The organism is Micromonospora chokoriensis (assembly GCF_900091505.1).
In the GTDB taxonomy this organism is placed as follows: domain Bacteria; phylum Actinomycetota; class Actinomycetes; order Mycobacteriales; family Micromonosporaceae; genus Micromonospora; species Micromonospora chokoriensis.
Genome location: NZ_LT607409.1, coordinates 4,512,986 through 4,525,767 on the forward strand (window position 1 = coordinate 4,512,986; position 12,782 = coordinate 4,525,767).

Genomic DNA, 12,782 nt, shown 5'->3' on the forward strand with positions numbered 1-12,782 from the left:
CCTCGGATCGGCGCCACGTGCTCTGTGCGCCCACCGTGCCGCAGCGACTGTCACATCACCGTCACGCGAACCGGACGGCCGGTGACGGGTGGTGCCGTCACGTACGCCGCCCGGCCGGTGACGGGCGACCGGCGACGGCTTCCCGGCTGGCCTGACGGATCGGGGCGAGCGTGTCGTCGAGCAGGGCGCTCATCGCCGGACTGGGCTCCAGGCGCAACTCCCTGCGCAGCAGGTCCCGGTAGACGTAGAAGGCGTGCACGGCTTCGAAGGCGTTGCCCTCGGCCAGGTGGATGCGGACGACCAGCCGGTGCGGAGTCTCCCGTAACGGCTCGGCCGCCATCGCCTCCAGCGCGGCGTCGAGGGCCTCGCCGTGCCGTCCCGCGGCGAGGTGTTGCCCGGCCACCTGTTCCAGCATGTGCAGGCGGAGTTGCCGCAATCTCTCCCGGTCCAGCAGCACCCAGTCGTCGTACCACCCGGGGAGGAGGTCGTGCCGTCCGGCGGCGAGCGCCCCGGCGGCGGTGCTCGGATCGTCGCCGTCGCGGACCCGGGCGGCGGTACCCACCAGATCGTCGACGTCGAGTCGGACCGTCGGGTCGAGCCGTACGGTGTCGCCGGTCACTGTCATCGGGCAGCACGGGTCCTGGCGGAGCCGCCACAGCGCGGTACGCAGGGACGACAGCGCCCGTTCCTCCGACGCGTCCGGCCAGAGCAGGCCGGCGAGTTGGCTGCGGGTGGCGCCGGGACGCAGCCCGATCAGCGCGATCACCCGTTGCAGCCCGCGTGGCACCACGATCGGCGCGGAGTCGCGCAGCAGCCGGAAGCCGCCGAGCAGGTGGAGCGACACGCCCTCCTCGGGCGGGCCTCCGGCGGTTGGCACGGTCGGATCAGCGGCCACGGCGGCACCCCCTGCGGAACGCTCGTCCCGACTGTCTGCTGCGTCCTGGATCGGCTGCCCGTGACGCCTCTGTCGACCCCACCGGTGGACGCGCGACCCCGGCTGCCGGGCGCGGCCCCCACCGGCCGAGGCCGCCGGGCTGACCACCGTGAAGATTATCAATAGCGGTTACGTTGAGTCAACGTCGACGTGGGCCTTCTATTGGCGACAGTCAACCTGAGATCGGTTCTGAACTGCACAAACATCGGATCGATCGAGGGCTTGGCGCATGGTTGACGCATAGCTGATGCACAGCTTGCGTCAACGCAGCGTCACGACGGCGCGTCCATGGTGGGCCCTGCCCGGTGACGCCGCCGTGACGAGGACTGCCGCATCGTGTGGGCAGTCGTCCAGCGCGTCCGGGGACCACCCGTCGCCGGCCGGACGCCGTGGGGGGAGGCCCAGTATGGACCGATCGCTGATCGTCGCGAAGGTGGATCCGGCCGCCGCGGAGCGGGTCGCCGAGATCTTCGCCGAGTCGGACGCGACGGAGCTGCCGCGCCTGGTCGGCGTCCGGCACCGCTCGCTGTACCGCCTGCATGACCTCTACGTGCACCTGCTGGAGACCGAGCAGCCGACGGAGGGCGCGGTCGAGGCCGCCCGTGGGCACCCCGAGTTCATCCGGGTCAGCGACCGCCTGCGCCCGTACGTCTCGCCGTACCTGTCGACCTGGCGCTCACCGCGTGACGCCATGGCCCAGTGCTTCTACCGGTTCGACGCCCCGGACGTCGGAGAGCGGTCGTGACGGCCACCGCACCGCGTGAGGAGCAGCTCTGGTCCCGCTGCGCCGGCTGCGCCAGCCTGCTCTACCGCAAACGGTTACGTCGCAACCTGGACGTCTGCCCGGAGTGCGGGGAGCACACCCGACTCGGCGCACCGGAGCGCCTGCGCCAACTCGTCGACCCCGGATCGCTGCACCCACTGGCCGACCGGCTGCCGGAGGCGGACCCGATCGACTTCGTCGACGTGCTGCCGTACCCGCACCGGCTCACCGCCGCGCGGGCCAGCACCGGCCTTGTCGAAGCTGTCGTCTGTGCCACGGCCACCATCGGTGGGCACCCGGTCGCGATGGCGGTGATGGACTTCCGGTTCCTCGGCGGCAGCCTGGGTTGCGCCGTCGGTGAGCTGATCACCCGGACCGCCGAACGGGCGCTCGACGAGCGCATCCCGCTCGTCCTGGTGACCGCCTCCGGTGGCGCGCGGATGCAGGAGGGCGTGCTGTCGTTGATGCAGATGGCCACCGTCAGCCAGGCCATCGCCGCGCTGCGCGAGGCGGGTCTGCTCACGGTGAGCGTCCTGACCGACCCGACCTACGGCGGGGTGGCCGCGTCGTTCGCCACCAACACCGATCTGGTGCTCGCCGAGAGCGGCGCGCGGATGGGCTTCGCCGGGCCCCGGGTGATCCGTCAGGTGACCGGCCGGGCGCTGCCGGAGGGCTTCCAGACCGCCGACTTCCTGCTCCGGCACGGGCAGGTCGACATGGTGGTGCAGCGCCGGTCCCTGCGCGGACGGCTGACGGCGCTGCTCGCCGTCACCCGCGCCGGCGCTCCGACCCGCCCGCCCGTACCCCGGCAGGAGCCGGCGCCGGACCGCGAGCGCCTCGCCGCCGACGACACCGCCGCGGCGCGACCGCCGGCATCCCCGGACGCCGACGCAACCCCGGCGGTACGCGACGCGTGGGACACCGTCCGGATGGCCCGGCACCCCGGTCGGCCGACCACGCTGGACTACCTCGACTCCGTCTTCGACGGCTTCGTGGAGCTGCACGGCGACCGCCTCGGCGCGGACTGCCCGGCCATCGTGGGCGGGCTGGCCCGGCTGGCCGGCCGACACGTGATGGTCATCGGACACCAGAAGGGGCACACCACCGCCGAACTGGTGGCCCGCAACTTCGGCATGGCCAGCCCGGCCGGGCACCGCAAGGCGCTGCGGTTGATGCGCCTGGCCGCCCGGCTCGGCCTACCGGTGGTGACCCTGGTGGACACCCCCGGCGCCGACCCCGGGGTGAGCGCCGAGGAGCACGGCCAGGCGGCGGCCATCGCGGAGAACATCCTCGCCCTCACCGTGCTCCCGACCCCCGTGCTCGCGGTCATCACCGGTGAGGGCGGCAGCGGCGGCGCGCTGGCCCTCGCCGTCGCCGACCGGGTGCTGATGCTGGAGAACGCCGTCTACTCGGTGATCAGCCCCGAGGGCTGTGCGGCGATCCTCTGGCCGGACCGTTCGGCGGCACCGCAGGCCGCCCGGGCGCTGCGGCTGAGCGCCCCCGACCTGCGTCGGCTCGGCGTGGTCGACGAGGTCGTACCGGAGCCGCCCGCCGCCGCGCACGACGACCCGGCGGAGACCGCGCTGCGGTTGCGGGCCGCCCTGCTGGCGAATCTGCTGCCGCTGCTCGACGTGCCACCGGCCATGCTGGTCCGCCTCCGCCGGCAACGGTTCCGGCGGTTCGGCGCCACCCGTGCCGGTCAGCGGGCAGGTGTCCGGTGAGCGCCGAGAACGGGGCGGTGTCGACCGTCGAGGCGCCCGAGGACACCGAGGTCGTCGAGGAGGAGGCGCTGGCCGGACTGCGTCGGCAGGCGCAGCACCTCATCGCCGAGCTGACCGGGCCGGTACGCCGGATCCGGCTGCGCAGCGGACCGGCGGTCCTCGAGGTCGAGTGGCACCCGGAGACCGTGACCCGATCCGACGTACCCCCGTCGACGGCCCTGGTGGAGACGCCGCCGGTGCCCGGCCCGCCGGCGGCGTCGCCCCCACCGTCGACGCCCGGACGCGCCGCGGTGCGGGCGCCGATCGTCGGCACGTTCTACCGGTCGCCGGAGCCCGGCGCACGCCCGTTCGTCGCGGTGGGGGACCTGGTCCGGCCGGGCCAGCCGGTCGCCATCGTCGAGGCGATGAAGCTGATGAACGAGGTGACCGCCGACCGCGCCGGTCGGGTGGTCGCGATCCTCGTCGAGGACGGCCAGTCGGTGGAGTACGACCAGCCGTTGGTCGAACTGGACCCGGCGTGACGGCGCGGGGTGCGTGACGATGTTCGAGACCGTGTTGATCGCCAACCGGGGCGAGATCGCGCTGCGGGTGCTGCGCGCCTGCCGCGAACTGGGCGTACGGACGGCCGTCGTCTACTCCGCCGCCGACGCCGACTCGGCGGCGGTCCGGCACGCCGACCAGGCGATCCGGATCGGTCCCGCGTCGAGCCGGCGCAGCTACCTCAACGCCGCGGCCATCGTGGAGGCCGCCCGGCAGGTGGGCGCGCAGGCCGTGCACCCCGGCTACGGTTTCCTCTCCGAGGACGCCGACTTCGCCGAGATCTGCGCGGACAACGGGCTGACCTTCATCGGCCCGCCGCCGGCGGTGATGGCCGCGTTGGCCGACAAGTCCTCGGCGCGGGCCCTGATGAGCCGCGCCGGCCTGCCGCTGTCGCCGGGAAGCGTCGCACCGGTGCCGACCGCCGCCGCGGCCGCCGAGATCGCCGAGGCCGTCGGCTACCCGGTGATCGTGAAGGCCGCCGCCGGTGGCGGCGGTCGGGGAATGACAGTGGTCCGCACCCCGGGCGAGCTGCGTCGGGCGTACACCCGGACCCGGGCCGCCGCGCAGGCCGCCTTCGGCGACGACCGGGTGTACGTCGAGCGGTACCTGACCGAGGCCCGGCACGTCGAGGTGCAGGTGCTGTGCGACTCCCACGGCAACGGGGTGCACCTGGGCACCCGGGACTGCTCGGTGCAGCGCCGACACCAGAAGCTGATCGAGGAGGCGCCCGCCCCGGCGCTGCCCGCCGCCGTCCTCGACACCATCGCCGAGACGGCGCTGCGGGGTGCGCTCGAGGTCGGTTTCGTCGGCGCCGGCACGCTGGAGTTCCTCGTCGACGCCGAGGAGCAGTTCCACTTCCTGGAGATCAACTGTCGGATCCAGGTCGAGCATCCGGTCACCGAGATGGTCACCGGGATCGACCTGGTGCACGAGCAGCTGCACATCGCCGCCGGGGTGCCGCTGCGCTGGCGGCAGGAGGAGATCCGACTGCGTGGTGTCGCGGTGGAGTGCCGGGTCAACACCGAGGACCCCGGGCGCGGCTTCGTGCCCACCCCCGGCCGGTTGGACCGTTTCACCCCACCCGGCGGCCCGTTCACCCGGGTGGACACCCACGCCAGCGCCGGCTACGTGATCGGCCCCTGGTACGACTCGCTGCTGGCGAAGGTCATCGTCTGGGCGCCCGACCGGGAGTTGGCCCTCAACCGGCTGGAACGCGCCCTCGACGAGTTCGACGTCGCCGGCCCGGGGATGCACACCACCATCCCGTTCGTCCGGCGGGTGCTCGACGACGCCGCGTTCCGCAAAGGCCGCTACACCACCGGCCTGGTCGACCGTCTGCTCGGTGTGCCCGGTGCGGCGCCCGCACAGCGGCCGACCGCCACCCCCGCACCGCGCCCCGCGTCCGCCGCGACGCCCGACGTACCCAACAGGAGGACCCGATGACCGTCACCCATGGTCGCCCGATGACCGCCGAGATCACCGACATCCTGGTGGCGCACTGCGGGCTGGACCCCGACGCCGCGGCCCGGGCGCCCGCCGCGTCGCTGGAGGAGCTGGGCATGGACTCGCTCGCCCTGCTGGAACTCTCCGCGGTCGTCGCCGACAGGTGGCAGGTGAGCATCCCCGAGCAGGCCGGGCACCTGAGCATCCCGGCGGTGGCCGACCTGGTCGCCAACCGCGCCGACCCGCCCGGGCACACCGAGAACAGCGTGGTCATCGACGCGCCGCTCGCGGTGGTCTGGGAGGTCACCAACGACGTGGCGAACTGGACCGAGCTGTTCACCGAGTACGCCGTGGTGGAGATCCTGCACCGCGACGGGCACACGGTGCGGTTCCGGCTCACCATGTACCCCGACGAGAACGGGGTGTCCTGGAGCTGGGTCAGTGAACGCACCTCCGACCCGGTGAGCCGCCAGGTGCGGGCGCACCGGGTGGAGACCGGGCCGTTCGAGTACATGCGGATCCACTGGCGCTACACCGAGGAGGACGGCGGCACCCGGATGACCTGGACGCAGGACTTCGCCATGAAGCCCACCGCGCCCGTCGACAACGCCGCGATGACCGAGCGGATCAACACCAACAGCGTCATCCAACTCGCAGTGATCAAGGACCGGGTGGAGCGGATCGCCCGGCAACGCGCCGACCACTGCCACCCGGCGGCCGGCGACGAGTCGACGGAGGCCGACGATGAGTGACCTGAGCACGCGGCCGGTCGCCGCCCGGGACGTCCCCGCCGATCGACGGCGCGGCGGTGAGCTGCGGGTGCTGCTGGGCCCCCGCACCGTCGGCAGCACCTCGGGGTTCCTCGGGGTGGCCACCCTCGCGCCGGGGGAGCGGATCGCCGAGCACTACCACCCGTACAGCGAGGAGTTCCTGTACCTGGTCCGCGGCGCGATCACCGTCGACCTGGACGACCAGCCGACGTTGCTGGCCACCGGCGAGGGCCTGTTCGTCCCGGTGAACGTGCGGCACCGGCTGCGCAACACCGGCGTCGAACCGGCCGAGGTGGTCTTTCACCTGGGCCCGCTCGCCCCGCGCCCCGAGTTGGGACACGTCGACACCGAGCTCGTCGAACAGCGGGGCGGGTCGTGAGCGCGAGGAGTGAGCCGGTGTTGCGAGCCCCGCAGTCGCGAACCATCCGTGGCGTCGTGAGCGCGAGGAGTGAGCCGGTGTTGCGAGCCCCGCAGTCGCGAACCGAGGTGGCGCGATGACCAGGCGCCGCACGGTGGTGACCGGGGTCGGGGTGGTCGCCCCGGGCGGCGCGAGCCGGGACCGGTTCTGGAAGACCATCACCGAGGGGCGGACCGCCACCCGGCGGATCACCTTCTTCGACCCGTCGCCGTTCCGGTCGCAGATCGCCGCCGAGTGTGACTTCGACCCGGTCGCGGCAGGGCTCAGCGAGGCCGAGCGTCGTCGGGCCGACCGGTACGTCCAGTTCGCCTTGGCCTGCTCCGCCGAGGCGCTCGCCGACGCCCAACTGGTGCTCACCGACGCGGAGCGGGACCGGGCCGGGGTGGTGCTGGGCACCGCCGTGGGCGGCACGATGGCGTTGGAGCAGGAGTACGTCACGGTCAGCGAGCACGGCCGGCGGTGGCTGGTCGACGCGGCGCGCGGTGGACCGTACCTCTATCAGGCGTTGGTGCCCAGCAGCCTCGCGGCCGACGTGGCCTGCCGGCACGGGTGGCACGGCCCGGCGCAGGTGGTGTCGACCGGTTGCACCTCCGGCATCGACGCCATCGGGTACGCCCACCAGATGATCGTGGACGGTGAGGCGGACGTGATGCTGGCCGGCGCGTCGGACTCGCCGATCTCGCCGGTGACCGTGGCGTCGTTCGACGCGATCAAGGCGACCAGTCCGGACAACGACGATCCGGCGCACGCCTCGCGTCCGTTCGACGCGGGCCGGCACGGGTTCGTGCTGGCCGAGGGTGGGGCGGTGCTGGTGTTGGAGGAGGCCGGGCACGCCCTGCGGCGGGGGGCGCACATCTACTGCGAGGTGGCCGGGTACGCCAGCCGCAGCAACGGTTACCACATGACCGGGTTGCGGCCGGACGGGCTGGAGATGAGCCTCGCCGTGACCGACGCCCTGAAGCAGGGTCGGATCATCCCGGAGCAGGTGTCCTACATCAGCGCGCACGGTTCGGGCACCCGGCAGAACGACCGGCACGAGACGGCCGCCTTCAAGCGGGCGCTGGGTCAGCGCGCGTACCAGGTGCCGATCAGCTCGATCAAGTCGATGGTCGGGCACTCGTTGGGTGCGATCGGGTCGATCGAGATGGCCGCGTGTGCCCTCGCGATCGAGTTCGGGGTGGTGCCGCCAACGGCGAACTGGAGCACCCGGGACCCGGAGTGCGACCTGGACTACGTGCCGAACGAGGCGCGCGAGGTCCCGGTGGACGTGGCCCTGTCGGTGGGCAGCGGGTTCGGTGGTTTCCAGTCGGCGATGGTGTTCCGCCGACTGGCCGGGAGCGTGGCGGCGTGAGCGCCGAGGAACACGGCGGCGCTCGCGCCGCTGGGCCGGATGGCGGCGCTCGCGCCGCTGGGCCGGGTGAGGGCGTGGGTGCTCCTCGGCAGCGGGACGGGGTCAGCGCCCCGCCGGCCCGGGCGGTGGTGACCGGCATCGGTGTGGTCGCGCCCAGTGGCATCGGCGCGGACGCGCACTGGCGGACGGTGCTGGCCGGCACCCGGCGGACCGGTCCGATCACGTTGTTCGACCCGTCCGGGTACCCGACCCGCAACGGCGGGGAGGTGCCCGGTTTCACCCCGGAGTCCTACGCGGACAGTCGACAGTTGGTGCAGACCGACAGGTGGACGCACCTCGGCTTCGCCGCGACCCGGCTGGCGTTGGCCGACGCCGGCCTGCCCGAGCGGGCACCCGATCCGTACGGGTACGCGGTGACACTGGCCAGCTCGTCGGGCGGCAACCTGTTCGGCCAGCGGGAGCTGCAACGGCTCTGGGGCGGGACGTCGCACACGGTCGGGGCGTACCAGTCGATCGCCTGGTTCTACGCGGCCAGCGTCGGTCAGCTCTCCATCCACCACCAGTTCAAGGGCCCGAGCGGGGTTCTCGTCGCCGAGTCGGCCGGCGGGCTGGACAGCCTCGCGCACGCCGCCCGGGCGGTACGCCGGGGCACCCCGGTGGTGATCGCCGGGGCGACCGAGTGCCCGCTGAGCCCGTACGCGTTGGCGTGCCAGTTGCGCTCCGGTCTGCTCAGTGAGGTGACCGACCCGGAGCGGGCGTACCTGCCGTTCGACGCTTCGGCCAGCGGTTACCTGCCGGCCGAGGGGGGAGCGGTGTTCGTGGTGGAGGAGTTGGGGCACGCCCTGGCCCGGGGCGCCCGGGTGTACGGCGAGGTCAGTGGTTGGGGTTCCACCCACGACGCTGCGCACACCACGGCGGACAGCGCGGGAGACCCGGTCCAGTACGCGCGGGCGATGCGGTTGGCCCTGGACCGGGCCGGCGTCGCGGCGGACGGGATCGACGTGGTGCTGCCCGACGCGCTCGGGGTGCCCCGCTACGACCGCAGCGAGGCCGAGGCGTTGCGGGCGGTGTTCGGCGACCGGCCGCCTCCGGTGACGACGCAGAAGCCGCTGACCGGGCGGGCATACCAGGGTGGGTCGGCGTTGGACGTGGCGACCGCGCTGCTCGCGTTCGCCCACGACACGTTGCCGGCCTCGGCGGGCCCGGACGAGGTGGCCGACGGGTGCGAGCTGGACTTCCTGCGCGAGCACCGCCGGCCGCGCAACCGCCTCGCGCTGGTCTGCGCGCGGGGCTTCGACGGCTTCAACAGCGCGCTGGTCCTGCGGGGGGCCGCGCCGACGAAGGGGGAAACGTCATGAGCGAGCAGCGGGCCCGGGTGGTCTTCCTGGTGCGGGTGCCGGCGCCGCGCACCGAGGCGTTCCTCGCCGCCTACGAGGAGGTGCGGCATCTGGTGGCCGAAGGGGTGCCGGGGCACCTGGTCGACCAGGTGTGCCGGTCGTCGACCGACCCGGAACAGTGGTTGATCACCAGTGAGTGGGCGAGCCTGGCCGACTTCGAGACCTGGGAACGCAGCCCGGAGCACCGGGACCTCGTCCGCCCGATGCGGGAGTGCTTCACCGACGCCCGTTCGCTGCGCTTCCACATCCACGCCCAGACGCCCGCCCTGGCCTGAGGCGGTCCGCGCTCGCCGAACCGCTGCGGCGCTGTGGCGCTGTGGCGCTGTGCCGCTGTGGCGCTGTGCCGCTGTGCCGCTGTGGCGCTGTGCCGCTGTGCCGCTGTGCCGCTGTGCCGCTGTGCCGCTGTGCCGCTGTGCCGCTGTGCCGCTGTGCCGCTGTGCCGCTGTGCCCATGATCAAATGATGGAAAATAGGTTTCAGGACGGTCCCTGAGCTATTTCTCATCATTTGATCATGGGTGTTCAGCGTGCATCGCCGAGCGCGTAGTGTCCCGGACCCATGAAGGCACTGTGTCTGTGCAATCTGGAGGGCCGCCTCGACGCGCCGTTCTGCTGAGCGGCGACGACACCGCCCGTGCGGAGTTCACTGAACCGGTGGGGTCGGCGGTCATCGTCGCCGTCAAGCAGACCCTGGGCTCTGCGTCTGAGGCGGCTCTGCGTCTGAGGCGGCTCTGCATCCGCAGCGGCCCTGCATCCGCAGGAGGCGCGGGCGCGGCTGCCCTACGCTGCCGCCGAGGCCATCGCCTGACGTCGCCGGGGCGTACCGGCTGATCCGGCTGCGTGTGCGACTCGTCAGCAGCAGACCCGGCCGGCGCCGGTGCGGGTGCGCGCGATTCACCCGCTGGTCGAGTGGCCATCGGCCGTCCGGTTGGGGGCGCGCGACGGTGGTACGAGGGGTCATGCCTCGGTGACACTCCGCCGGGGCGCGCGCCTGATCCTGCCCGCCGAACGGGCTGTCGGCAATCCGGCTGGCCGCTTCTTTTGATCCATCCATTTGCATCTAGCAATGGTCCCTGTGTGCGCCGTATGGTTCCCCGCAGCACCCCGACAAGCGTACGTCATGGGCATAAATGCCCCATTTGATGCTGGGCGGTGAACGGCAGTGGTGGCAGAAGATCCTACGGCGACGGACCCCGGATGGGTGGACGAAATCCTGTTCGCCGGCCGCTCTACCGACATTTGTCTCCGTCTGCCCGAACCCATTGATCGGGCCACCCTGCACCAGTTGGTGACCACCGCGCAGGGGCGGCTCGGCGCGGCCGGACTGCGTCCCGGTGGGGCCGCCGCGCTGCGGTTGCCGCCGTCGCTGGCGTACGTGGTGAACCTGCTCGCCACCTGGCGGGCCGGGGCGCAGGCGATCCTGCTCGACCACCGGTTGACCGACCACGAGGTGGACCGCGCCCTGGTTCGGCTCACCCCACAGGTGGTGGTCGCGCCGATCCGCAGCGGCGGTGGCGCGTTGCGGATCTTCGTCGACGTCACCGAGGGCGTCACCCCGTACGCCGACCGCCCGGCGGTCAGCGGCCACGCCGTGATCCAACTCAGCTCCGGCTCCACCGGACCGTCCAAGGTGATCGGTCGCACGGCAGCGGACCTGGTCGCCGAGGTGCACCGCTACACGCAGATCGACGGGGTCGCCCGGCCCGGCGAGCGGATCATCCTGCTGCCCTCGATGGTGCACGTGCTCGGCCTGGTCGGTGGCCTGCTCTACGGGCTGCACGTCGGGGTCGAGCTGGTGCCGCCGCAGCGGCTCAGCGGTGACGCCGTCCTGGCCGCGATCGCCGCCGACGCGACACCGGCGACAGTGCTGGGTGTTCCCTTCCACATCGGACTGCTCGCCTCCACCCGGCCGGCCGGCCCGCTGCCGCAGCTACGGCGGATGACCACCGGTGGCGAGCTGGTGCCGGCCGCGGTCGCCCGTGCCTTCACCGACCGGTACGGCGTGCCGCTGGGCAACATGTACGGGATGACCGAGGTCGGGGTGATCGGCACCGACCTGCACGGGTCACACCGACCGTCGATCGCCCCGGCGCCCGGCATCGAGGTCCGCGAGTCCGGCGGTGAGCTGTGGGTGTCCTGCCCGGCGTCGCCGTACGTCGGGTTGAGCGACCCGACCCGGTGGGCCGACGGCTGGCTGCACACCCGCGACGCCGGCACCGTCGACCCCGACACCGGCCTGGTCACCGTGCGCGGTCGACTCGACTCGCAGGTCTCCGTGGGCGGCATGAAGGTCGACCTGACCGAGGTGGAGACGACAGTCGCCGAGCTGCCCGGGGTGGCCGCCGCGGTGGTCGTCTGGGACGACGGCATCACCGCGTACGTCCAACCCGACGGGCCGCTGTCGGAGGAGACGCTGGACAAGCTCCTCGCCGAGCGGCTGGCCGGCTACAAACGTCCTCGGGTGCTGCGCCTGCTCGATCAGTTGCCCCGCACCACCACCGGCAAGCTGGTCCGTTCGACGGACGCGCTGCGCTCGGCGGCCTCGTCGTGACCGGGCCACTGCGCCACAGCGACCTCGACCTGGGCCGTCGCGCGCACCGCGACGGCGAGGACGACGTCCCCGCCCAGCGGCGGGTGGCCGACCCACAGGGTCTCCGCGCCGGGCACCGGTCGCCACGGCCACCCCGGGGGCGGCATCTCCCGGAGCAGTCCGCCACCGCGCAGCCCTCGTCCGAGCGTCTTGCCCACCGCCTCCTTCGCGGTCCACAACCGCAGGAAGTCCACCGCCCGGGCGGCCTCGGGCCGATTGGCCAACCAGGCCGACTCGGTCGGGGGGAACCAGCGGCGGGCCAGCGCGAGTGCGGGCAGCGGACGGATCCGCTCCACGTCCACCCCGACCGCGCCGGCCGGGCGGGCGGCGACCACCACGATCCCGGCGGTACGGCTGACGCTGACCGGCAGCCGCTCCGACCGTCCGGTGCGGACCACTGGCCGTCCCGCGCTGTCGTGCGTCAGCAGCAGCTCGGCAGCCGGACGGTCGAGCAGCAGAGCGCCCGCCCGACGCAGCAGATCAGCGGCCGGATCCGGCTGACCGCCGGTGTCCCGACCGACCCACACGTAGGCGGTGTCCCGACCGGACGCCGTCAGCTGACCCACCCAGAGAGGTTATCCATGAGAGCCGAGGTCCGCGCCTTCGTCGTCGAGCAGCTCGCCGACATGAACTACGACGTCGAGGAACTCGACGACGACACCACGCTCGGCCCCGCCGGCGTCGACCTGGAGTCGCTCGCCCTGGCCGACCTGTCCGTCCGGGTCGAGGACCGCTACGGCGTGACGTTCGCCGATGACGAGTCGGAGCAGTTGGCCCTGATGACGGTGGGCGAGTTCACCACGATGGTCGCCGACCGCGTCACCCGGGCGGCGAGCGGCTCAGCGGCGGCGAGCCAC

12 protein-coding genes and 1 pseudogene are annotated in these 12,782 nt (G+C 72.9%); 11 read left to right on the plus strand and 2 right to left on the minus strand.

Annotation, left to right across the window (positions count from 1 at the left end; all coding sequences use genetic code 11):
• Positions 1 to 97 precede the first annotated feature (97 nt).
• Positions 98 to 895 carry an AfsR/SARP family transcriptional regulator gene (locus tag GA0070612_RS20775; protein WP_088989427.1) on the minus strand — a complete coding sequence of 266 codons (798 nt, stop codon included), beginning with the start codon at positions 893 to 895 and terminating at the stop codon, positions 98 to 100.
• Between the two features lie 445 nt (positions 896 to 1,340).
• Between GA0070612_RS20775 and GA0070612_RS20780 the strand changes: the two genes are divergently transcribed.
• From GA0070612_RS20780 to GA0070612_RS20825, 10 genes are all read left to right on the plus strand, one after another.
• Complete coding sequence (locus GA0070612_RS20780; RefSeq protein ID WP_088989428.1) at positions 1,341 to 1,679, plus strand: TcmI family type II polyketide cyclase; 339 nt, start codon at positions 1,341 to 1,343, stop codon at positions 1,677 to 1,679.
• A complete protein-coding gene (locus GA0070612_RS20785) occupies positions 1,676 to 3,418 on the plus strand; it encodes an acetyl-CoA carboxylase carboxyltransferase subunit alpha (protein ID WP_088989429.1) in 1,743 nt (580 codons plus the stop codon). Before GA0070612_RS20780 ends, GA0070612_RS20785 begins: the two co-directional genes overlap by 4 nt.
• Complete coding sequence (accB, locus tag GA0070612_RS20790; protein ID WP_088989430.1) at positions 3,415 to 3,939, plus strand: acetyl-CoA carboxylase biotin carboxyl carrier protein; 525 nt, start codon at positions 3,415 to 3,417, stop codon at positions 3,937 to 3,939. Before GA0070612_RS20785 ends, accB begins: the two co-directional genes overlap by 4 nt.
• Positions 3,940 to 3,958: 19 nt before the next feature.
• Entirely contained in the window at positions 3,959 to 5,401 is a 1,443-nt protein-coding gene (locus GA0070612_RS20795) for an acetyl-CoA carboxylase biotin carboxylase subunit (protein ID WP_088989431.1), read from the plus strand.
• Complete coding sequence (locus GA0070612_RS20800) at positions 5,398 to 6,153, plus strand: SRPBCC family protein (RefSeq protein WP_088989432.1); 756 nt, start codon at positions 5,398 to 5,400, stop codon at positions 6,151 to 6,153. Before GA0070612_RS20795 ends, GA0070612_RS20800 begins: the two co-directional genes overlap by 4 nt.
• On the plus strand, positions 6,146 to 6,550 hold the full coding sequence (locus GA0070612_RS20805; RefSeq protein WP_088989433.1) for a cupin domain-containing protein: 405 nt from the start codon (positions 6,146 to 6,148) through the stop codon (positions 6,548 to 6,550). Before GA0070612_RS20800 ends, GA0070612_RS20805 begins: the two co-directional genes overlap by 8 nt.
• Before the next feature lie 115 nt (positions 6,551 to 6,665).
• Positions 6,666 to 7,940 carry a beta-ketoacyl-[acyl-carrier-protein] synthase family protein gene (locus GA0070612_RS20810; protein ID WP_088989434.1) on the plus strand — a complete coding sequence of 425 codons (1,275 nt, stop codon included), beginning with the start codon at positions 6,666 to 6,668 and terminating at the stop codon, positions 7,938 to 7,940.
• Positions 7,941 to 8,014: 74 nt separating this feature from the next.
• Positions 8,015 to 9,298 carry a beta-ketoacyl synthase N-terminal-like domain-containing protein gene (locus GA0070612_RS20815; RefSeq protein ID WP_088989435.1) on the plus strand — a complete coding sequence of 428 codons (1,284 nt, stop codon included), beginning with the start codon at positions 8,015 to 8,017 and terminating at the stop codon, positions 9,296 to 9,298.
• Positions 9,295 to 9,612 carry an antibiotic biosynthesis monooxygenase family protein gene (locus GA0070612_RS20820; protein WP_088989436.1) on the plus strand — a complete coding sequence of 106 codons (318 nt, stop codon included), beginning with the start codon at positions 9,295 to 9,297 and terminating at the stop codon, positions 9,610 to 9,612. The genes GA0070612_RS20815 and GA0070612_RS20820 overlap by 4 nt, the downstream gene beginning before the upstream one ends.
• Positions 9,613 to 10,536: 924 nt before the next feature.
• On the plus strand, positions 10,537 to 11,886 hold the full coding sequence (locus tag GA0070612_RS20825) for a class I adenylate-forming enzyme family protein (protein WP_088989437.1): 1,350 nt from the start codon (positions 10,537 to 10,539) through the stop codon (positions 11,884 to 11,886).
• On the opposite strand, the gene GA0070612_RS20830 is transcribed toward GA0070612_RS20825, so the two are convergent.
• Complete coding sequence (locus GA0070612_RS20830) at positions 11,814 to 12,491, minus strand: 4'-phosphopantetheinyl transferase family protein (protein ID WP_088989438.1); 678 nt, start codon at positions 12,489 to 12,491, stop codon at positions 11,814 to 11,816. The two genes, GA0070612_RS20825 and GA0070612_RS20830, sit on opposite strands and share 73 nt — an antisense overlap.
• A gap of 15 nt (positions 12,492 to 12,506) precedes the next feature.
• On the opposite strand from GA0070612_RS20830, the pseudogene GA0070612_RS20835 reads away from it, so the two are divergent.
• A pseudogene (locus GA0070612_RS20835) lies at positions 12,507 to 12,761 on the plus strand (acyl carrier protein); the annotation flags it as partial.
• Positions 12,762 to 12,782 lie beyond the last annotated feature (21 nt).

Excerpts from the sequence above, each read along its gene's own strand:
- GA0070612_RS20795 (WP_088989431.1), top strand. The coding sequence starts at position 3,959 with ATGTTCGAGACCGTGTTGATCGCCAACCGGGGCGAGATCGCGCTGCGG.
- GA0070612_RS20805 (WP_088989433.1), top strand. The coding sequence starts at position 6,146 with ATGAGTGACCTGAGCACGCGGCCGGTCGCCGCCCGGGACGTCCCCGCC.
- GA0070612_RS20780 (WP_088989428.1), top strand. The coding sequence starts at position 1,341 with ATGGACCGATCGCTGATCGTCGCGAAGGTGGATCCGGCCGCCGCGGAG.
- GA0070612_RS20810 (WP_088989434.1), top strand. The coding sequence starts at position 6,666 with ATGACCAGGCGCCGCACGGTGGTGACCGGGGTCGGGGTGGTCGCCCCG.
- GA0070612_RS20820 (WP_088989436.1), top strand. The coding sequence starts at position 9,295 with ATGAGCGAGCAGCGGGCCCGGGTGGTCTTCCTGGTGCGGGTGCCGGCG.
- GA0070612_RS20800 (WP_088989432.1), top strand. The coding sequence starts at position 5,398 with ATGACCGTCACCCATGGTCGCCCGATGACCGCCGAGATCACCGACATC.